Below are 20,379 nucleotides of genomic sequence, written 5' to 3' on the forward strand. Positions count from 1 at the left end.
ACGCATGCCGGCTTTTTGATTGGATTGACTCGGTGCGGCGTGTCGATTAACTCCGGCGCATGATGCGACGGGACCGCGACGTACGCGAATTCAGCTGACATCAGCGCCGGTCATGAGTTGCCGCAACTAGTCGCCGCGCCGACAGCGGCTCACAAAACGTAGTGGAGTCGCCAGCCACGAGGATGGCGCACAGGAATGGCAGTGTACGAGTCGTACATGCCATTCCGCGCACCGGCCGAATGCGGCTGGCGGTGAATGCAGTAGTTTTGTGAGCTGCGCTTAGAACCACTCCAGCAATGACACGCCCACACCGATATAGGTTGCCTTGTGGTTGTAGTCGATCATGCTTTCGCCGTAGCCATCGAATACCTGCACATGGCCGCGCAACAGGTTGGTGATGGGGAAGCCGTAGTCCAGCTGTACCGAACCGTGCGAGCGGTCGCCGCCACGCAGCGAATGGCGTGCGATCAGCGCGAATTCGTGACCATCCTTGTTGTACACCAGCGTCGCATCGCCGCGGCCCATGTAATCCTCGATATCAGGATTGTTGTCGTCGGCGCGGTCTTCCTTGATGCGGAACCACGGGCGCAGTGTCAGCGCCCAGTTCTCCCGATCCAGCCCGAAGTTCAGGATCACCCGATTCCACGAGCGCGACAGCGGGTCGGCGCGCCCGTTGGACATGTGATTGAGGCTGATGCCGCTCATGCGGCCCTTCCAGCCGAAGATGCTGTAGTTGTTGCGAAAGACCAGCATCGCTTCGGGCTCGTAATTGGTCTCGCGGAACGGGCGCGACGCATCGGCGTTGTAGGCCTGCCAGCGCGAGCTCTGGGTGTAGCCCATCCAGATATCGCCGTTGTCGCCGAACAGGTCTTCCACCACCTTGGTCTTGAAGCTGAGCTGGAACTTGAGCTCGGTGCTGTCCAGCTGTTGCGGCGTGTTGACCGAGTTGGCCGGATTGGGCGACTGCGGGGTGCGGTTGGTGTCGCTGGTCCAGAATGCCGGCAACAGGTATACCGGCTTGTAGCCGCGCAGCTGGAAGGTGCCCAGCTTGGAATCCTTGGCCAGCTCCCAGCGGCGGTCCAGCAAGGAGCCACGGCCGGCATTGGCCACGGCTTCTTCTTTCGGCTGGTCCTGGCCGTCGGCGCGGAAGAAATCGCCGACCCGGCTGATGGTGCGCGTATCGTCGGGCCTGGCCTCCTTCTGCTTGGCCAATTGCGCGGCGGCATCTGCCTCCGCGGTTTGCTGCGGCGTGTAGCCCAGTGCCTTGTCGTAGCAGGCCAGGCGAGCGGCATCGGACGTCACCGAGGTGCAGGCTTGCGGCGAGGCCGGCTGCGGTGCGATTTCCTGCGCATGGGCCAATGGCGCGGCGGCCAGTGCGATCAGCATCAGGGGGCGGGTGTGGTGCTTGGACATGGGCAGTCTGGCCGAGGGAAAGGCGCCAGGCAGGCGCAGAGATGCGCAGCTTAACGGTCGCGTCTGCATACGCCGTGTGTACACGGCGAGATAACATTCGATCGAATCCGGTCGCTCAGTCTGTGCCTGCGACGTGTTGCCGTAGAGCGGGCATGCGCATGGAGCGTGGCCGCCACGCGTCAGTGGAGTGAGCGCATGTGGCTGTTACGCGCGTCCTGGACTAGGAGCGCGTGCACCGCCGTGGAGCCGTTCCAGAGCCCTAGAAAAACCAGCCGATGGCGAACACGCCCAGCATGCACAGGCCAAGCGCCAGTTTGGTGGCGGTGCCAAGCATGATGCCGACCCAGGTCCCGAGACCGACCTTGGTGGCCTGGCCGGACTTGCGTGTCTGGTAATACTCGCCAAGCCAGGCGCCAGCGAACGGACCGACGAACAGCCCGATCGGCATGAAGAAAATGCCTGCAATGCCCCCGATGACCGAACCCCATAACGCCAGCTTGCTGGCACCTACCCGCTGCGCCCCGTACAGCGTGGCCAGGAAGTCCACCAGGTACGACAGCGCGGTGATCAACCCCAGCACGACCAGCGTCACCCAGCCGATGTGGGTGAAATGGTCGGCCCAGGCGGCGACCAGCAGGCCGGCGAACACAAGGGGCAGGCCCGGCAGGGCCGGCAGGATGACCCCAGCCAGGCCGATCAGCACCAGCGCTGTGGCCAAGACGTAGTAAACGACGGCAGTGTCCATGAGGGTTACGCAGGTCCTAATTCAGGCTTGACAAAAAGGCGCAAGAGGTGCTTGAAAATTCATTTTGTGCGGGTTAAGTTGCAGCCGCTGCTGTTTGCAAAGGTCACCGTGAATCGTGGCCTGATGCGGTAGATCGCCTGATCCGCTACATCCTTGTACCTCGCTTCCTCCTTGCAATCACAGCCACCACCGCTAGTCCATCACAGTGTCGTAGGGAGTCAGTCGAGATGTCCAACATCGAACGCGAAAATGGTGTCGTGAAGTGGTTCAACGATGCCAAGGGCTTTGGATTCATCAGCCGCGAAAATGGCGAAGACGTCTTCGTGCATTTCCGCGCGATCCAGATCCAGGGCTTCAAGAGTCTCAAGGAAGGTCAGAAGGTCAGCTTCACGGTCGTGCAAGGCCAGAAGGGCTTGCAGGCCGATGCAGTGCAGGTGGTCTGAGCCGGTTGCCCGGAGCGCATCGGCCACGCAACAAAAAGGCCCGTCACCGGGCCTTTTTGTTGTCTGCAACCGTGTTGTCCGCGGCCCTTGCCAACTGGCGACGCATTGGCGCTGCGTCTGCGCCGCCGAGCCGATGGATCAGCGCAACACGACCTTGCCGTTGACCACGCGCACGTACGCGTTCTCGCGCACGCCAGCCAGGTCGCGCTGGTTGACCACGATCACGCGGCCGTCGTCCATGCGCACCTGCACGTCGAAGCTGGAACTGGTGACATTGTTCTGGATGGCGTTACCTGCCAGCGCGCCGGCAGCGGCACCGGCGACGGCCGAAACATTCTTGTTGCCCGTGCTGCCGCCGGTTTCCTTGGAAATCTGGCGGCCGGCCACCGCGCCCACGATGCCGCCCAGCACGGCGCCAGTGCCGGTCGGCGCGGTACGGGTCGGGCCGACTTCGTCGATCCGGGTCACGATGCCGCAATCCACGCAACGCTGCGTCTGCGAGTAGCCCTGGTCATAACCGCGGTCGCCGCGATAGCTGCCGTACTGGGGCTGTGAGGTGGCGCAGCCAACCAGGGTCGCGGTTGCAGCCAGGCCAATGACGAGCAGTCGGGTTTTCATGAGATCTCTCCGGGGTGGTTCGAAAAGGCGGCCGGGGCCGCGGCGACGCCATCCTGTGATGGTCCAGGTGAACGGCCTGCCAACTGCGGCACTGCAGGCTTAACGAAACCCGAGCGTCGTATTCATCCAACCTCAGCGAAAGTCGCGATGGCAGGCCTCGCAGGCATCGGAGATGCGGGTGTGGAGTTGGCCCAGCTGACTGCAATCGGTCAGCGTTACGCCCTGGGCCTGATCCAGCGCGGCACGCAATGCCTGTGCGTGCTCGCCGAAGCGGCGGTCCTCGCCAATTGCAGGGAAGGCCGGCTCGACTTCGTCTGCCAGCAGGCGCAACGATTGCAGCCGTCGCTGTTGCTGCGCCGGCGCGCAGGCGACGCCTTCGCCCGGTCGCAATGCGCGTAATTGGTAGGCCATGATCTGCATCAGGCTGTCGGGCACCGGGTCGCGTCGCGCCTGTAGTGCGTTGGCCACCATGACCGTGGCGACCAGGCCGATCAGCAGGCCCAGCACCAGCATGAAGGCGTAGCGGGCCGCGCGGGATTGGGTGGGAGGCGGGGCGTGCATAAGGTGGCTCCTGGGACGCAACGTTCGTTGCGGCAGCGTGGGCGCGCCCTGGACGGGGCGCGTAAAATAGGCCGATGAAAGCACAATGGCGTGAACGCTTTGCCGGTATCGACCGGCTGTATGGGGTCGGCACCGTCGAGCGCCTGTCGGCGTGCCGCGTGGCGGTGGTCGGCATGGGTGGGGTGGGCTCGTGGGTGGTCGAGGCGCTGGCACGCACCGGGGTGGGGCACATTCGCCTGATCGATGCCGATGACGTGTGCGTGTCCAACACCAACCGGCAGTTGCCGGCGCTGGCTGGTCAGTACGGTCGCAGCAAGGCCCGCGCGATGGCCGAACGCTGCGTGGCGATCAACCCGGACATCGAAGCCGACGCGGTCGAGGCTTTCCTGACCTCGGGCAATATCGAGACCTTGCTGGGTGAGGAATTCGACCTGGTGATCGATGCCTGCGACAGCTTTCGGGTCAAGGTGGAAACCATCGCCTGGTGCCGTCGGCGCAAGTTGCCGCTGCTGACCGTGGGCGCGGCGGGCGGGCGCACCGACCCAACGCTGGTGCGCGTGCGCGATGTCTCGCGCACCGAGCACGATGCGATGCTGGCGCTGATCCGCAAGAAGCTGCGCAGCGAATTCAATTTTCCCAAGAACCCGCAGCGCTACTTTGGCGTGCCCGCGGTGTATTCGCTGGAAAACGTCAAATACCCGCAGGCCGATGGCAGCGTTTGCGGCATCCGTCCGCAGCTCGATGCCGATGCCACGCTCAAGCTGGATTGCGGGGCAGGGCTGGGCGCGGCCACGCATATCACCGGCACCTTTGCATTCGTGGCAGTGGGCAAGGCGCTGGAGATGTTGCTCAAGCCCAAGCCCAAGGCCGCGGCGCCGGCAGCCGAGGCGGTTGCGGCGTCGTGATGTTGCCTGCGCGCTGTCGTGCTGACCGGGCGCTCGCGCTGATGCGCACGCTGCGCTCAGCGCCGTAGGCCGAACAGGTTGCGTGCGTTGGCCGACGTGAGCGCGGCAATGTGCGCAGGGTCTTGCGCGCGGAGCTGGGCGATGCAGTCCAATACCGTGCGCAGATACGCCGGCTCGTTGCGTTGGCCGCGGTTGCCGGCGTCGGGCTGATCCGGCGCGTCGGTTTCCAGCAGCAGGTGCTGCAGCGGCATGCTGGCGACCAGCCTTCGCAAGCGATTGGCACGCGGGTAGGTCACCGGGCCGCCCAGGCCGATCATGAAATCCAGTTTCCACAACTGCTGCGCCTGCTCGGGGCTGCCGGCAAAGCTGTGCACCACGCCGCGCAGGCCACCTATCGCCTTGATGCGGGCGATGACTTCTTCGGTGGCGCGGCGGGCATGCACGATCAGCGGCAGGTCGAAGCGCTTGGCCAACTGCAGCTGAGCATCGAAATAGGCGCGCTGCGCCTGCGCATCCAATCCGTCGACGAAAAAGTCCAGGCCGCATTCGCCGATCGCGCAGGGCCGCTCGCGTTCGATCCACTCGGCCAGCAGCTCCAGGTGTTCGGGGCGGTGCTGGTCCAGAAACAGTGGGTGCAGGCCATAAGCGGGGTAGAGACCAGGCGCCTGATCGCAGACCGCACGCAGGCCCGGCCAGCTGGCAGCAGTGATCGCCGGTACCACTTGCTGCATGACGCCCGCGGCGCGCGCGCGCGCGATCACCGCCGCGCGATCGTGGTCGAACTCGCCTGCATCCAGATGGCAATGGCTGTCGATCAACTGCATCAGTCGCGGCGCGCCGGTGCCGGCATCGGCGCCTTGCGGGTTTTCCAGTTGGCCAGCAGCAGCGTGGTCAGGCCGAACAGCACTTCGTCCAGGAACGGGATCGGGTCCGGCATCACCACGTCGATCAGAAACAGCGCCGCAGCCAACTTGAACAAGGTGGGATAGCGCAGCGTGCTGGCCCAGTCCAGCGCGCGTGCGGTCAAGGGATTTCGCATGCGAATGCTCCGGCTGTTAGAGATGCATGAAGTAACCGCTAGCTGAACTTAACCGTCGTGTTCATGAGCGAGCGCCTTTTCGTTCAGGGTTCCCATGCTGGAATCACGGCCGTCAACAACGCGGTGCGTCCGCAGGGAGCTGGTAATGAAGAGCAATACGACAACTATACTGGTCGCTGCTGGTGCCTTGCTGGTCGGAGGCGTCGCCACTGCCGCCTTCATGAATAACCGCCCATCGTCCGGCGATTTTGTCGCCAACGGCCAGCCGGCGCCGCGCGGCCTGGAATATGCAGATGTGGTCAAGGTCGCCCCCATCACCCAGCGCGAGCCGCAGTACGCGCAGGTGATCAATAGCAACGCCATTCGCGAAACCACCACCAGTACCTCGCCACGTGAGGTGTGCCGCGATGTCGTGGTGCAGGAGCGTCTGCCCGAGCGCGACGGTAACGTCGGCGGCACCGTGGCCGGTGCGGTCATCGGCGGCCTGATCGGCAATCAGGTCGGTGGCGGCAACGGCCGCAAGCTGGCGACCGCCGCAGGCGCGGTGGGTGGCGGCTTCATCGGTAACCGCATCGACCGCAACCACGTCGGTGGCCGGGTCGTCGATCGCACCGAGCGTCAATGCCATACCGAAAATGCCAACTCGCAGTCCTCGCGCGTGGTGGGCTACGACGTGACCTATCGCAATGCCGACGGCACCACCGGCACCATGCGCATGGACAGCAAGCCGGGCGAACGCATCTCGCTGGGCGACGCCGACAACGTGGTGGCCTATGACGTCACCTACCGCTACGACGGGTTTGAAAAGACCGTGCGCATGAACGACAAGCCCACCAGCGACCGGCTGCCGGTGGTCGATGGCCAACTGGTGACCCAGATGGCATCGACGGCGGGCGATTCCAACGTGCGCCAGGACGGTTTGAGCACCCGGCAGTAACGTGTAAGCCGCCGCGCCGCGCAGTCAGCGCAGCAGTGAGAAAAGAGCCGGCAATGCCGGCTCTTTTCGTTTGCGCCATTGCCGCACGGGTGCACTGCCATGTTCGGCCGGCAACTGGCAGATAATCGAGCTTTCAGCTTGCGATGGAAGCCAACATGCCGGTGCGCCCCGATGACCTGTTCGATGTACGCGCGCTGCTCACCGACGAAGAGCGGGCGGTGCAGGACGCTGTCGCGCGCTTTACCGATACGCGGGTGGTGCCGGCCATCGGCGATGCCTTCGATGCCGGACGCTTTCCGCGCGAGTGGATCCCGGAACTGGCGGAACTGGGGTTGCTGGGCGCCAGCCTGCCGCCGCGCGACGGCGGTGCGGGCCTGGGCGCGGTGTGCTACGGACTGATCTGCCAGGAACTGGAGCGCGGCGACAGCGGCCTGCGCAGCTTCGTCAGCGTGCAATCGTCGTTGTGCATGTACCCCATCCACGCCTACGGCAGCGACGAACAGCGGCAGCGCTGGCTGCCGGAAATGGCCGCCGGCCGGGTCATCGGTTGTTTCGGCCTCAGTGAGGCGCAGGGCGGGTCGGACCCGGCTGCGATGACCACCCGCGCGGTGCGCGAGGGCGATGGCTGGCGCTTGAATGGCGCCAAGCTGTGGATCACCAACGGCAGCATCGCGGGGCTGGCAATCATCTGGGCGCATACCGACGATGGCGTGCGCGGCTTTCTGGTCGAAACCGACAGCGCCGGTTTCAGCGCGCACGACATCAGCCACAAGATGAGCCTGCGTGCGTCGGTCACCTCGGGCCTGTTCCTGGACAATGTGTTCGTGCCCGAGCAGATGCGGTTGCCGCGGGCGGCCGGTTTGAAGGCGCCACTGAGTTGCCTCAACCAGGCACGCTACGGCATTGCCTGGGGGGCGATCGGGGCGGCGGTGGCCTGCCTGCGCGAGGCGCTGGCCTATGCCGGCGAGCGCATCCTGTTCGGCCGGCCGCTGGCCGCCACGCAAAGCGCGCAGATCAAACTGGCCGACATGGCGCGGCGGATTTCCACCGCCCAGCTGCTCGCCTTGCAGCTCGGGCGCTTGAAGGACGCCGGGACGCTGCAGCCGGAGCAGATCTCGCTGGCAAAATGGAATAATTGCCGCATGGCGCTGGATGTGGCGCGCGAATGCCGCGACCTGCTGGGCGCGGCCGGCATCACCACCGAGCATGTGGCGATCCGGCATGCGCTGAACCTGGAATCGGTGATCACCTACGAAGGCACCGAAACCGTGCATCAGCTGGTGGTGGGCCGTGCGCTGACAGGACTCAATGCGTTTTGACGAGGAGTGGGGCTTGATCAGCAGGGATGTGATGCGACGCCTGTGCGGCGTCTTCTGCACGATGTGGTTGTTGGCCGGCGCCGGGATCGTGCCGGCATGGGCCAACGAGGCGCCGCGCATGGCGCCGACGCCGGGCTGGGTGGTGGCAGATGCCGTTCCCGGTAACGTGCCTGGCGCTGCCGGGCTGCGCTATGAACTGGTGTCCGACCAGGTCGATCTGACCGGCCGCGTGCCGCAGGCTTACCGCCGGCTCAGCTACACCGTGCAACGGGCCAAGAGCCTGGAGGAAGCCGGGCAGATTTCCATCGACTACCAGCCGCAGTACCAGCAGCTGGAACTCAACAGCCTGGAGGTCTGGCGCGCCGGCAAGCGCATCGATATGCGCACGCAGGCGCACTACGCCAGATTGCGGCGCGAAAGCGGGCTGGAGAACGGCCTGATCGATGGTGCGCTGACGCTGTCGATCACCTTGCCGGATCTGCGCGTGGGCGATCGCGTTGACTATGGCGTGACCATCAGTGGCAGCAATCCGGTGTTCGGCAAGGGCTATTACGACGTGTTCGAAGCGCGCTACGGCGTGCCGCTGGGCGAGCGCCGGGTACGTGTGCGCTATCGGGCCGACATGCCGCTGCAGTGGCGCATCAGCGCGCCGGGGTTTGGCCGGAACGTGCGCACGCTCGATGGGGTGACGCAACTGGATATCGGGGCCAGCAATATCGCGGCGGTGCAGGAAGAAAAAGACGCGCCCGACGATGTGGACCCGTATGGCGTGATCGAAGTGTCCACCGCCGGCAGTTGGGGTGCGGTGGCGGCCTGGGCGGCGCAGCTGTATCCGCGTGCATTCAACCAGACGCAGGTGGCCGCCAAGATGGCGCAGAGCCTGGGGTTGCGCAGCGACGACCCGCAGGGCGCGTTGTTGCGCGCCGTGGCGTTCGTGCAGGGCGAGATCCGTTACGTCGGCCTGGACATGGGCGAAAACTCGCACGCCCCGCACGCGCCCGAAGTAACGCTGCGCAACCGCTACGGCGACTGCAAGGACAAGGCGACGCTGCTGATCGCACTCTTGCAGCTGGCCGGCATCCGCGCCGAGCCGGTGCTGGTCAACAGCGACAAGGGGCATGGGCTGGAGAAGCGGTTGCCCAGTCCGTACGCCTTCGATCATGTGGTGGTGCGGGCGCATCTGCCGCAGGGCGAGGTGTGGGTGGATGCCACGCGCGATCGCGAAGAGGGCCCGTTGGCCCAGCGGCGGCCACTGCCGTTCGTGCGCGGATTGCCCGTGATTGCAGGGCAGGACACGTTGGTTGAAGTGCCTGCGCCGATGCCTGCGTTGCCGCAGATCGAAGTGAACGAAGAAATCTCCATTTCGCTGCGCAAGCCGCAGCGCTGGGCAAGCTTCACGGTGGACACCATCTATCGCCAGGGCCGCGGCGAGCGTGTCGCCAGCAGCTTCGACGACGATGGTGCGCAGACGGTGGGCGAGCACTATCTGGAATTCATGCAGCAGTACTACACCGCGCTGACTCAGGTGAGCGTGCCAAGCATCGACGCTGCCGACCCGCTGAATGTGCGCACGCACGAAGCCTACCGGCTGGAGTGGCCAGCGAAGGAGGGCGATGAGCTGGGTTTCCCGTTGTTCCAGCTTGGCGAATGGATGGATGCGTTACCGAAAGAGCCGCGCAAGAGCCCGCTGGCACTGCGCGGACCGCGGCTGGCGCGGCAGACCGTGCGCGTGCACAGCGACCCGGCGACCCAGGTGGAGGCAGATACCCAAGTGGTCGCCAATCCGTGGTTCCGCTTTTCGCGCAGCATCGCGATGCGCGAGGGAAAGCTGGTCATCGTGGGCGAGTGGCAGCGCTTCACCGACCGTATTCCGGCCAATGGCGTGGCGCGCGCGGCTGCCGACATGGAACGCGCGCGCGACCTGCTGTACTTCAATCACGATCTCCGGCCGCAGCGGCGCACGCAGCCTCCCGACTGGCGTGCGCTCGGCTACCCGCTGGCCGGCTTGGTGGCCCTGGTGTCGTTGCTGGTGGCGTGCTTTTTCTGGTGGCGCGGCGGTGGCCTGGGCGGAATCATGTTCGATCCACATGCCACCGTGGCCCGGATGCCGCAGCATGCTCGGTTGCGCTGGAGCGCCTGGGCGGTGTTTGCGGCGACCACGCTGCTGTCGGCGTGGGTGTGGCTGCACGCGCTGCCGCTATGGGCCAAGGCCGGTGGGGTCATTGTCGTGGTTGCAATCGCCTTGCTGGGATGCGTGCTGCTCACGCAGATCCTGCGGTGGATGGGCAGCGGCGCCCAGCTTGGGCAGGTGTTGCCGGCGATGGCCGGCTGCGCCTTGCCGTGGCTGGTATGCCTGCTGGCGGCCGTGGTCGCGCTCAAGGGCCAGGTTGCATTGCTGCGCACCGGCGCGACCGATCCGGCCGGCATGGCGCAACTGGCGACATGCATCTTGCTGCTGATGCTGGGGGCGCTGTGGTGGTCGGTCTGCTCGGTGCAGGCCGTTGCCGCCGCTGCCGGCTGTGCGCGCACGCGTGCGTTCGGCGCCTGGGCGCTGACGGTGGCGGCACTGGGCATCCTGATCGCGGTGTTGAGTGTGCCGGTGGCGGTGGTGGCCTTGGCCTGACGCAGGTCGGCGCGGCAGTGCACGCAACCCTGGCATCGGTGCGCCGCTGCTGCGTGCAGGGCTTTGCAAAGGCACGCGGGGCTGTGACACTGCCAGCCCCCTCGTTGCTGCCGCGGAGCCAGCCAGATGTCGAGCGTGCGTCCCCCGTTGACCGTCCATGGCATGTCCAGTTCCGGCAATTGCTACAAGGTGCGCCTGCTGCTGGAACAGTTGGGCAGCCGCTATCACTGGGTCGAGGTGGACAGCGTGGCCGGGCAGACCCGCACGCCCGAATATCTGGCCAAGAACCCCAACGGCAAGGTGCCGATGGTCGAGCGCGACGATGGCCGCGTGTTGACCGAATCCAACGCGATCCTGTTCTGGCTGGCCGAAGGCACGCCGTATCTGCCCACCGATGCGTGGCAGCGCGCGCAGGCATTGAGCTGGATGTTCTTCGAGCAATACAGCCATGAGCCATATGTGGCAGTGGCGCGGTTCATCAGCCTGTGGACGCCGCGCGATGCCGCACGCCGCGCCGATTTGCCGCAGCTGCGCGCGCGGGGCGAGCAGGCGCTGGCGGTGATGGAGCAGCATCTGCAGCAGCACACCTGGTTCACCGGCAGCGACTACGGCATCGCCGATATCGCACTGTTTGCCTACACCCATTGCGCCGAAGACGGCGGTTTCGATCTGGAGCGCTTGCCCGCGATTGGTGCGTGGATACAACGCGTGCAGGGCTTACCGCGTTTCGTGCCGATGCCGGCAGCTGCATCGGTGGCGGCATGAGCTGTCTGCGCGATCTGCACGTGGCTGATGGCCATACCGCTGCGTGCCGGGCAGACGCTTGTCTCTGCTCTCTTGCATCGCCATCGCCATCGTCATCGCCATTCGCCGTGCGCCTGCTTGCGCGGATCCAAGGCGTCACGCGTGCCTGCGCCGCCCGTTTACCCGTGGCCGGCCGGCAGGAGCGCTGACGATGTGCGGATTGGCAGGAATGTTGCTGGCCTCGCCGCGCCTGCATGGCGAACAGCTCGATGCGCTGGTGCGGCCGATGGGGGCCGCCTTGCGCCACCGCGGCCCCGACGATGCCGGCACCTGGTGCGATGCACAGGCCGGCGTAGCGCTGGCGCATCAGCGCTTGAGCATTCTGGACCTGTCGCCGCTCGGCCATCAGCCGATGCGCTCGGCAGACGGCCGCTACGTGCTGGCCTACAACGGCGAGGTCTATAACTTCGCGCAGTTGCGCGCAGCGCTGTCCGCGCTTGGGCATCGCTTCCGCGGCCACTCCGATACCGAAGTGCTGCTGGCGGCCGTGGTGGAGTGGGGCCTGGACGAGACGTTGACCCGCTGCAACGGCATGTTCGCCATTGCGTTGTGGGACGAGCGCGACAACTGCCTGTTCCTGGCCCGCGACCGCGTCGGCAAGAAGCCGCTGTACTACGGGTGGGCCGGCGACACCTTGGTGTTCGGTTCCGAACTCAAGGCCTTGTGGCAGCATCCGGATTTCGACAACGGCGTGGATCGCGATGCGCTCACGCTGCTGCTGCGGCTGGGCTATATCCCGGCGCCGGCCTGCATCCACGAGCATACCTTCAAGCTGATGCCCGGCCGCGTGCTGCGCATGGATGCACAAGCCGTTGCAGCCGGCGCGGCCGCGCATCGTCCCGATCAGGCGCAGCAACCGTTCTGGAACGCCCGCGAGGCGATGCAGCGCGCGCTGGCGACGCCGTTCACCGGTACCGACGCGCAGGCCGAAGAGCAGTTGGATAGCGTGCTGCGCGATGCGGTGGCCTTGCGCATGGTGGCCGATGTGCCGGTAGGCGTGTTTCTCTCCGGCGGCACCGACTCGTCCATCATCACTGCGATGATGCAGGCACAAAGCGCGCAGCCGGTGCACACCTTCAGCATCGGCTTCGAAGGCTCGCATCACGACGAAGCGCCGCTGGCGCGCGAAGTGGCCACGCATCTGCGCACCGACCACACCGAACTGTATGTCAGCGGCGCCGATGCGCTGGCAGTGGTGCCGGGCCTGCCGGACATGTTCGACGAACCCTTCGCCGATGCCTCGCAAGTGCCGACGGCGTTGGTCGCACGGCTGGCGCGCGGCGGGGTCACGGTGGCGCTGTCAGGCGATGGTGGCGACGAATTGTTCTTCGGCTATGGACGGTATCAGCGCGCACTGCGCAATTGGCGCATGCATGGCCTGGTGCCGGGCCCGCTGCGTCGCCTGATGGCGGTGGCAGCGCGTCGCAATGGCGAATCTTCGCGCACTGGCGGCCTGGCCGCGCTGGTGGCCGAGGCCGGTGCACGTGGCATCGGCGACATCTACCGCAACCGCATTTCGCGCTGGCGCGATCCGGCCGCGGTGGTGCTCGGTGCCACCGAGCCCGACAGTTTCTACAGCCTGGCCGACCCGCTGCATGGGTCCGGCACCCCGGCCGATGCGATGATGCTGGCCGATTTTGCCGCCTACCTGCCGGACGATCTGCTGTGCAAGGTGGACCGCACCACCATGGCGGTGGGGCTGGAAGCGCGCGCGCCGCTGCTGGACTGGCGCGTGGCCGAATTCGCGTGGTCGCTGCCGCTGTCGCTGAAATATCGCGATGGAGTGAGCAAGTATCTGCTCAAGCGCGTGCTGTGCCGCTACCTGCCGGACGCAATGGTGTACCGCGGCAAGCGCGGCTTCGGCGCCCCGGTCAGCGCATGGCTGCGTGGCGACCTGCACGGCTGGGCGGACGATCTGCTGGCGCACGGCGCCCTGCAGCGCGAAGGCGTGTTCGCCGCCGACAGCGTGGCCCGCCTGTGGCGCGACTTCAACGGTGGCGAGCGCAAATGGCATACGCATCTATGGACGGTGCTGATGTTCCAGGCATGGCAGGCACACTGGCGCGAACAGCGTGCGGCCGTGGTGCGCTGACACCTGTAGGTTGTGGTCTGCACACGGGCCGGCGTGGGCGAAATCCCCTCTGGACGGTGCCGCGCTCGCGTGCACGCACCGCCGCTTGCGCTACAGACGCCGGCGGCGTTTCACCGGCCCTGAGCATCCGGCTGGGTAGGGTGGGGCCCTGTTTCCACGGAGCATTCCCCATGAGCAAGCTCACCATTGCCGTGCTGGTCGGCAGCCTGCGCGCCGAGTCGTATAACCGCCAGCTGGCACGCGCGCTGGAGCACCTGGCCGGCGACAAGGCCGTGTTCGAGTACCTGGAGATCGGCGATATCCCGCTCTACAACCAGGACCGCGACGGCGATTATCCCGCCGAAGGCACGCGGCTGAAGCAGCAGATCCGCGCTGCCGATGCGGTGCTGTTTGTCACCCCCGAATACAACCGCTCCATTCCCGGCGTGCTCAAGAACGCCATCGACACCGGCTCGCGTCCCTACGGCGATAGCGCGTTTGCCGGCAAGCCGGCGGCGGTGGTGGGCATCTCGGTCGGCGCGATCGGTACTGCCACCGCGCAGCAGCATTTGCGTAACGTGCTGGCGTATCTGGATATGCAGGTGCTTGGCCAGCCGGAAGTGTTCCTGCAATACAAGGACGGCCTGTTCGGGCCCGACGACCAGATCGCCAACGCCGACAGCCGCAAGTTCCTGCAGGGCTTCATCGACCAGTTCCTGGGCCTGATCGGGCACCTCAAGCGCTGAGTTGACCACAGCGGCGCCGCGCGTCAATGCGGCGCCCCGTTGGGCCCTGGGCGAGGGCGGAAACCCAAGCGGCGCAAGGGTCTCGGCATCTGCGACGGCCGGCGCGTAGCACGTGGATGCACCGGCTATACACCAGTTATCCACAGAGTTGTGCATGGTCGCCGGCCGCGCCGATGACTATGCTTCCTGCCCTCGTCTCCCCGCGTCAGGTTTGTTTGTCCATGTCCGCTCGTCCTGGTTTCCGTTCCAAGCGCAGTCGCGATCGCGACGACGACGATTACGATCGTCCCGAGCCGCGTCTGGACCAGTTGCGGGTACCGCCGCATTCGGTCGAGGCCGAGCAGGCGGTGTTGGGTGGCCTGATGCTGGCGCCGGACGCGTTCGACCGCGTCAACGACCAGCTCACCGAAAACGACTTCTACCGGCGCGACCATCGGCTGATCTACCGCGCGATTCGCGAACTGAACGAGAAGGACCGTCCGTTCGACGCAGTGACCCTGGGCGAATGGTTCGAGTCGCAGGGCAAGCTGGAGCAGGTGGGCGATGGTGCGTACCTGATCGAGCTGGCCAGCACCACACCGTCGGCGGCCAACATCGCCGCGTATGCGGAAATCGTGCGCGACAAGGCAGTGCTGCGGCAGTTGATCGAGGTGGGCACCAACATCGTCAACGACGGCTTTCAGCCGGAAGGGCGCGACAGCGTCGAGTTGCTGTCCTCGGCCGAAAAGGCCGTGTTCAAGATCGCCGAAGCCGGCGCGCGCGGGCGCACCGATTTCGTGGCCATGCCCGGGGCATTGAAGGATGCCTTCGAAGAGCTGCGCAACCGCTTCGAAAACGGCGGCAACATCACTGGCTTGCCGACCGGCTACACCGATTTCGATGCGATGACCGCCGGCCTGCAGCCGACCGACCTGATCATCCTGGCGGCGCGTCCGGCGATGGGCAAGACCACCTTTGCGCTGAACATCGCCGAATACGCCGCGATCAAGTCCAAGAAGGGCGTGGCGGTGTTTTCGATGGAAATGTCGGCCTCGCAGTTGGCCATGCGCCTGATTTCCTCCAATGGCCGCATCAATGCGCAGCGCCTGCGTACCGGTGCGCTGGAAGACGAGGATTGGGCGCGCGTGACCGGCGCGATCAAGATGCTCAAGGAAACCAAGATCTTCATCGACGACACCCCGGGCGTGTCGCCGGAAGTGCTGCGTTCCAAGTGCCGCCGGCTCAAGCGCGAACACGACCTGGGCCTGATCGTCATCGACTACCTGCAGCTGATGTCGGTGCCGGGCAACAGCGAAAACCGCGCGACCGAAATTTCGGAAATCTCGCGCTCGCTGAAAGGCCTGGCCAAGGAGCTCAACGTGCCGGTGATTGCGTTGTCGCAGCTCAACCGCTCGTTGGAAACGCGCACCGACAAGCGCCCGGTGATGGCGGACTTGCGCGAGTCGGGCGCTATCGAGCAGGACGCGGACATGATCGTCTTCATCTACCGCGACGATTACTACAACAAGGAAAATTCGCCGGACAAGGGCCTGGCCGAAATCATCATCGGCAAGCACCGCGGCGGACCGACCGGCTCGTGCAAGCTGAAGTTCTTCGGCGAGTACACCCGCTTCGACAACCTGGCGCACGACTCGGTGGGCAGTTTCGAGTAAGCGCTGCCGGGGAACGGCCGGGTGGTCATCCACCGCCCGGCATCGCGCCATCGTTGCGCCCGCTGGCTTATGCTGCGCAGCCTCACCGTTTGCTGCCGAGCTCGTATGTCATACGCCATCGTCTGGTTCCGTCGCGATCTGCGTCTGGAAGACAACCCGGCCTTGCGCGCCGCACTCGATGCTGGGCATCACCCGATTCCGTTGTACATCGATGCGCCGCACGAAGAGGGCGAATGGACGCCTGGCGCCGCGTCGCGCACCTGGCGGCATCGTTCGCTTGCAGCGCTGGACGGTGCCCTGCGCGCGCTCGGCAGCGGCCTGGTCATTCGCTCCGGCAACAGCGCGCAGGTGCTCGATGAGGTGATCGCGCAGACCGGTGCGGTGGCGGTGTACTGGAACCGCAAATACGAGCCGGCCACGCAGCCGCGCGACGCGCAGATCAAGCGCGACCTGCGCGAGCGCGGCATCGAGGTGCAGAGCTGCAATGCCGCGCTGCTATTCGAACCGTGGCAGTTGTCCACGCAGCAGGGCGGCCCCTACAAGGTGTTTACCCCGTTCTGGCGCAATGCGCTGACGCAGCTGCAATTGCCCGCCGCCATGGATGCGCCGCGTCGCCTGCCGCCGCTGCCTGCGAGCTTGAAGACCGATGCGCTCGACACGCTGCAGTTGGTACCAGGCTTGCAGTGGGACCAGGGCTTCTGGGAGCACTGGCAGCCCGGCGAAGCCGGCGCGCACGAAATGCTGGAGATCTTTATCGACGGCGCGTTGTCGGGATATCGCGAAAACCGCGATCGCCCCGATCGCGTCGGCACCTCGCAACTGTCGCCGCATCTGCACTTCGGCGAGATTGCGCCGTGGCGGATTGCCAGTACCCTGGAGGCGCATCGCACTGCGCGCAATGGCGCGGAAATCGATGGCTATATCCGGCAGCTGGGCTGGCGCGACTTTGCGTATCACCTGCTGCATCACTTCCCGGACACCACCAACCAGAATCTCAACCCGCGCTTTGCAGGATTCGATTGGGCAACGGTCGATCCGGTTGCATTGCAGGCCTGGCAACGCGGCCGCACCGGCATTCCGATCGTCGATGCCGGCATGCGTCAGCTCTGGCATACCGGCTGGATGCACAACCGCGTGCGCATGATCGTCGCCAGTTTTTTGTGCAAGCATCTGCGTATCCACTGGATCGAAGGCGCGCGCTGGTTCTGGGACACGCTGGTCGATGCGGACCTGGCCAACAACACGCTTGGCTGGCAGTGGGTGGCCGGTACCGGCGCCGATGCGGCGCCCTATTTCCGCGTGTTCAATCCGGTGACGCAGGCAGAAAAATTCGACCCGCATGCGGCATACATCACGCGCTGGGTGCCCGAGCTGGGCAAGCTCGCGGTGAAGGAACGCTTCGCGCCATGGTTGCATCCGTTGTCGCTGGCTCGCTTTGCAACGGAGTATCCGCGCAATCCGATCATCGGCTTGGCCGAGGGCCGCGATGCGGCGTTGGCCGCGTATGCGAAATCGCGCGCCTAGTCGCTGCTGATCGATGCGCGTGTGCCTGTTTCTGGACGGTGCTCGCAACGCTGTCTGATGAGCGAAACAGGGCATGGAATGCGCCCTGTGTACTGCCGTGCGCTGGCTCATGTGACGGCGCACGTGCACGCGTCATCGCCGAAAACGTTTTCCTGAATGGCACACCCGTTACACGTGGGTTGCGGCAGTTTTCATCATGCGCCAGTCGCGTGGGCCTGTTTATCCTCGCGCACACGATTGAGCGCCGGATGGTCCGGCCATAGGAGAGCACCATGTCCCCAGCAGCCACCAAGAGTCTTGCCGTTGCATTGGCCAGCGCCATTGCGCTGTCCGCTTGCGCCACCGGCGGCTCGTATGTGCAGCGCGACCAATACGGCGAGCAGACGCAACAGCAGAATCGGACCGGCCGTAACGCGCTGATCGGTACGGCCATTGGTGTGGCTGCAGGCCTGCTCACCGGCGACAGCGCTACCGAGCGTCGTCAGCACGCCATGGTCGGCGCCGGCATCGGTGCACTGAGCGGTGCGGCAATCGGCCAGTACCAGGATCGCCAGGAGCGCGCACTGCGTGAGCGCACCGCCAACACCGGGATCGAAGTGCAGCGCCAGGGCGACAACATCACCCTGAACCTGCCCGACGGCATCACCTTCGACTTCGGCAAGTCTGCATTGAAGCCACAGTTCTACAGCGCGCTCAATGGCGTGGCGTCTACCCTGCGCGAGTACAGCCAGACCATGGTGGAAGTGGTCGGTCATACCGACAGCGTCGGCAGCGACGCGGTCAACCAGCGTCTGTCCGAAGAACGCGCCGGCGCGGTCGCACAATATCTGACCGCACAAGGCGTGCAGCGTGAGCGCATGGAAACCATGGGCGCCGGCAAGCGTTACCCGATCGCCGATAACAGCACCGATGCCGGCCGCGCACAGAACCGCCGCGTCGAAATCCGCCTGATCCCGCTGCGTGCGGAAGGCACGGCCAGCAACGCCGGCATGCGTTGATGGGATGCAGTGAATCGTGGCGGGTCGGATGACTCACCCGCGATGTACTGATGTACGCAAAACAGGCCGCGAAAGCGGCCTGTTTTTTGCTGCATGGTGTGATCAAGAGCAGCTAATCAATCGCTTGAGCTTAGAACGGCTGGTCTGCACGCTTTGAGGTCTCGATCTTTCTCACGTCATCGGCGCGAATGTGTCGGCGTAACTGTGGAACTTCAAAGCGCGGATCTGAGTGTTGCTACAGGGCCCTTGCCCGCCCACCATCGCGGGACACGCTGCAAGTACATCCATGTAAGCTCCGTGGCGGCATCCATGCCGCCAAGGGTCCCGCGACGGTGAGCGGGCAAGGACCAGTCGAGTTGGTCGCTGTATTTGTGCAAGCGATAGATGCGTTCGCTAGCGATTTAAGGAGGCGCGGCTAGCTCGCAGTGCTCAGGCGAGAAGGTATCTCCACCACCTTTCCTACGATGGGCCGCTTTCCGAGCGACCGACCAACGTTCTGGCGCGGTGTCCTCGCCGCTTGCGGAACCGTTGGCGGCATGGATGCCGCCATCGAGCCCCCATGGATGGGTTGACGACGCGTCCCGCGAGCGGCGAGGGCACCGCGCGCGACCGAGTCGGCTTTGCGCTCATCGGGTGATCGCATCCGACGACGCCACGACGGACGTCTCGATCTTTCCCAACTCACCGCTGACGGCAGTGAGATCATCTGCAAAGCGACCGAGCTGTCGTCGGCGTACGCGTGTGGTGACAGAGATGCATTCACTGAGTTGCATCGATGAACTTATGGCCTGCGCCAGACGGCAACCACCGCCGGCGCAGTCGATCCGGCACTACGCCGTGACGTTTTCCAGGATTCGCTTGCCTTCGGCACGCAATTCCGCGTCTGCGCCCACTTCGACTTTCGCATCGTTGTCGGCCTTTTGTGCGGCCAGGCGGGCAGGGCACTGCGCCATCATGTAATCCGCATCGAAATTCATGCGCGTCACCAAAAAGTCCACGAACGCCCGCACTTTCGGCGACACCAATCGGCCGCCGGCGAACACCGCGTTGAAGTCCACCTCAGGCCCGGTCCAACCGGCCAGTACGCGACGCACCAGGCCCGATTGCACGAACGGTTTGGCCATCACATCGCCAGTCAGCAACAGGCCTTCGCCGCACAACACCGCACCGTTGAGCGCGGCCGGATCGTTGGCCACCATCAGCGGATTGACCGGGAAATCGCGTACATCGCTGCCGTCGCTGAGCGACCAGAAAAAGCGGTTGTTGTGCACGTTGCGGTTCTTGCGCAAGGCGAGCGTGCGATGGAATTGCAATTCGTCCGGATGCAGCGGCTCGCCATAGCGTTCGATGTAGGAGGGGCTGGCGAACACCTGGGTGCGCAAGCTGCCGAGCTTGCGCGCCACCAGATTGGAGTCGGGCAGCGCGCCAACGCGCAATGCCAGATCGGCTTCACCGCCGATCAGGTCCAGCTTCTCGTTGCCCAGATGCATGTCCAGCTGGATTTCCGGGTATTGCGCGTGGAATTCGCCCAGCAACGGCGCGATCCAGGTAATGCCCAGCGAATACGGCACGGTAAAACGCAGCCAGCCACGCGGGCCCGATTGCAGCTGTCCCACCGCGCTTTCGGCTTCTTCCAGTTCGCGCGCGATGCGCTGGCAATGTTCGTGGTACACCGAGCCGGCTTCGGTCAGGCCGATGCGGCGGGTAGTTCGATGCAATAGGCGCGCACCCAACCGGGTTTCCAGTTCCTGCACCTTGCGGCTGACGGTGGTCTTGGGCAGGCCAAGCGCATTGGCGGCGGCGATGAAGCTACCTTGTTCGACCACCTTGACGAAGATCAAGGTGTCGTTGAGATCGTGAGTCATGGGATGCCTTCCGGGGGGCAGGAGGGATTAGACCGCTTGCGGGACGATTATTCCCCTAAATCCGGACTAATCAAGTGCTGCTTTGAAGCCTAACTTATGCGGCATCCCCTCCATGC

General features: G+C 65.1%; 18 protein-coding genes. 11 read left to right on the forward strand and 7 right to left on the reverse strand.

The genetic code is table 11. The features are described 5' to 3' along the window. Positions 1-279: 279 nt before the first annotated feature. The gene (locus ACDH77_RS07095; RefSeq protein WP_008577290.1) at positions 280-1,413 is read right to left on the reverse strand and encodes a phospholipase A; all 1,134 of its coding nucleotides are present in this window, start codon (positions 1,411-1,413) and stop codon (positions 280-282) included. 259 nt (positions 1,414-1,672) lie between these two features. Next, positions 1,673-2,158, reverse strand: coding sequence for a DUF456 domain-containing protein (locus ACDH77_RS07100; RefSeq protein WP_008577289.1), 486 nt, complete (start codon positions 2,156-2,158; stop codon positions 1,673-1,675). A 227-nt stretch (positions 2,159-2,385) separates the two neighbouring features. On the opposite strand from ACDH77_RS07100, the gene ACDH77_RS07105 reads away from it, so the two are divergent. Then, a complete protein-coding gene (locus ACDH77_RS07105; protein ID WP_003483561.1) occupies positions 2,386-2,601 on the forward strand; it encodes a cold-shock protein in 216 nt (71 codons plus the stop codon). A 138-nt stretch (positions 2,602-2,739) separates the two neighbouring features. On the opposite strand, the gene ACDH77_RS07110 is transcribed toward ACDH77_RS07105, so the two are convergent. Continuing rightward, positions 2,740-3,219, reverse strand: coding sequence for a glycine zipper 2TM domain-containing protein (locus ACDH77_RS07110; protein WP_007966687.1), 480 nt, complete (start codon positions 3,217-3,219; stop codon positions 2,740-2,742). A 132-nt stretch (positions 3,220-3,351) separates the two neighbouring features. Continuing rightward, positions 3,352-3,780, reverse strand: coding sequence for a cytochrome c (locus ACDH77_RS07115; RefSeq protein WP_011346928.1), 429 nt, complete (start codon positions 3,778-3,780; stop codon positions 3,352-3,354). Between the two features lie 74 nt (positions 3,781-3,854). On the opposite strand from ACDH77_RS07115, the gene ACDH77_RS07120 reads away from it, so the two are divergent. Next, a complete protein-coding gene (locus ACDH77_RS07120; RefSeq protein ID WP_011346929.1) occupies positions 3,855-4,685 on the forward strand; it encodes a ThiF family adenylyltransferase in 831 nt (276 codons plus the stop codon). Between the two features lie 56 nt (positions 4,686-4,741). On the opposite strand, the gene ACDH77_RS07125 is transcribed toward ACDH77_RS07120, so the two are convergent. Further along, positions 4,742-5,509, reverse strand: a complete 768-nt coding sequence (locus ACDH77_RS07125; RefSeq protein ID WP_014089783.1) for a TatD family hydrolase — start codon at positions 5,507-5,509, stop codon at positions 4,742-4,744. Then, positions 5,509-5,724, reverse strand: coding sequence for a DUF6116 family protein (locus ACDH77_RS07130; protein WP_011346931.1), 216 nt, complete (start codon positions 5,722-5,724; stop codon positions 5,509-5,511). The genes ACDH77_RS07125 and ACDH77_RS07130 overlap by 1 nt, the downstream gene beginning before the upstream one ends. A 145-nt stretch (positions 5,725-5,869) precedes the next feature. Here ACDH77_RS07130 and ACDH77_RS07135 point away from each other — a divergent pair, with 145 nt between their 5' ends. From ACDH77_RS07135 to ACDH77_RS07175, 9 genes are all read left to right on the forward strand, one after another. Beyond that, the gene (locus ACDH77_RS07135; protein WP_011346932.1) at positions 5,870-6,661 is read left to right on the forward strand and encodes a glycine zipper 2TM domain-containing protein; all 792 of its coding nucleotides are present in this window, start codon (positions 5,870-5,872) and stop codon (positions 6,659-6,661) included. A gap of 143 nt (positions 6,662-6,804) precedes the next feature. Then, complete coding sequence (locus ACDH77_RS07140; protein WP_014089785.1) at positions 6,805-7,980, forward strand: acyl-CoA dehydrogenase family protein; 1,176 nt, start codon at positions 6,805-6,807, stop codon at positions 7,978-7,980. 61 nt (positions 7,981-8,041) lie between these two features. Then, a complete protein-coding gene (locus ACDH77_RS07145) occupies positions 8,042-10,603 on the forward strand; it encodes a DUF3857 domain-containing protein (protein WP_031421900.1) in 2,562 nt (853 codons plus the stop codon). A gap of 126 nt (positions 10,604-10,729) precedes the next feature. Beyond that, on the forward strand, positions 10,730-11,368 hold the full coding sequence (locus ACDH77_RS07150) for a glutathione S-transferase family protein (RefSeq protein WP_218488394.1): 639 nt from the start codon (positions 10,730-10,732) through the stop codon (positions 11,366-11,368). Between the two features lie 190 nt (positions 11,369-11,558). Next, positions 11,559-13,499 (forward strand): asparagine synthase (glutamine-hydrolyzing), encoded by a 1,941-nt coding sequence (asnB, locus tag ACDH77_RS07155; RefSeq protein ID WP_014089787.1) that lies wholly within the window; start codon positions 11,559-11,561, stop codon positions 13,497-13,499. Between the two features lie 170 nt (positions 13,500-13,669). Continuing rightward, positions 13,670-14,224 carry an NADPH-dependent FMN reductase gene (locus tag ACDH77_RS07160; protein WP_014089788.1) on the forward strand — a complete coding sequence of 185 codons (555 nt, stop codon included), beginning with the start codon at positions 13,670-13,672 and terminating at the stop codon, positions 14,222-14,224. Between the two features lie 221 nt (positions 14,225-14,445). Beyond that, a complete protein-coding gene (locus ACDH77_RS07165) occupies positions 14,446-15,876 on the forward strand; it encodes a replicative DNA helicase (protein ID WP_014089789.1) in 1,431 nt (476 codons plus the stop codon). Positions 15,877-15,981: 105 nt separating this feature from the next. Beyond that, on the forward strand, positions 15,982-17,400 hold the full coding sequence (locus ACDH77_RS07170; RefSeq protein ID WP_218488395.1) for a cryptochrome/photolyase family protein: 1,419 nt from the start codon (positions 15,982-15,984) through the stop codon (positions 17,398-17,400). 272 nt (positions 17,401-17,672) lie between these two features. Beyond that, positions 17,673-18,398, forward strand: coding sequence for an OmpA family protein (locus ACDH77_RS07175; protein WP_372353778.1), 726 nt, complete (start codon positions 17,673-17,675; stop codon positions 18,396-18,398). Between the two features lie 830 nt (positions 18,399-19,228). Here ACDH77_RS07175 and ACDH77_RS07180 read toward each other — a convergent pair. Continuing rightward, positions 19,229-20,263, reverse strand: a complete 1,035-nt coding sequence (locus ACDH77_RS07180) for a LysR family transcriptional regulator (protein WP_005925689.1) — start codon at positions 20,261-20,263, stop codon at positions 19,229-19,231. Positions 20,264-20,379: the final 116 nt, after the last annotated feature.

The sequence above is a fragment of the Xanthomonas axonopodis pv. maculifoliigardeniae genome (assembly GCF_041519315.1).
GTDB classification, from domain to species: domain Bacteria; phylum Pseudomonadota; class Gammaproteobacteria; order Xanthomonadales; family Xanthomonadaceae; genus Xanthomonas; species Xanthomonas euvesicatoria.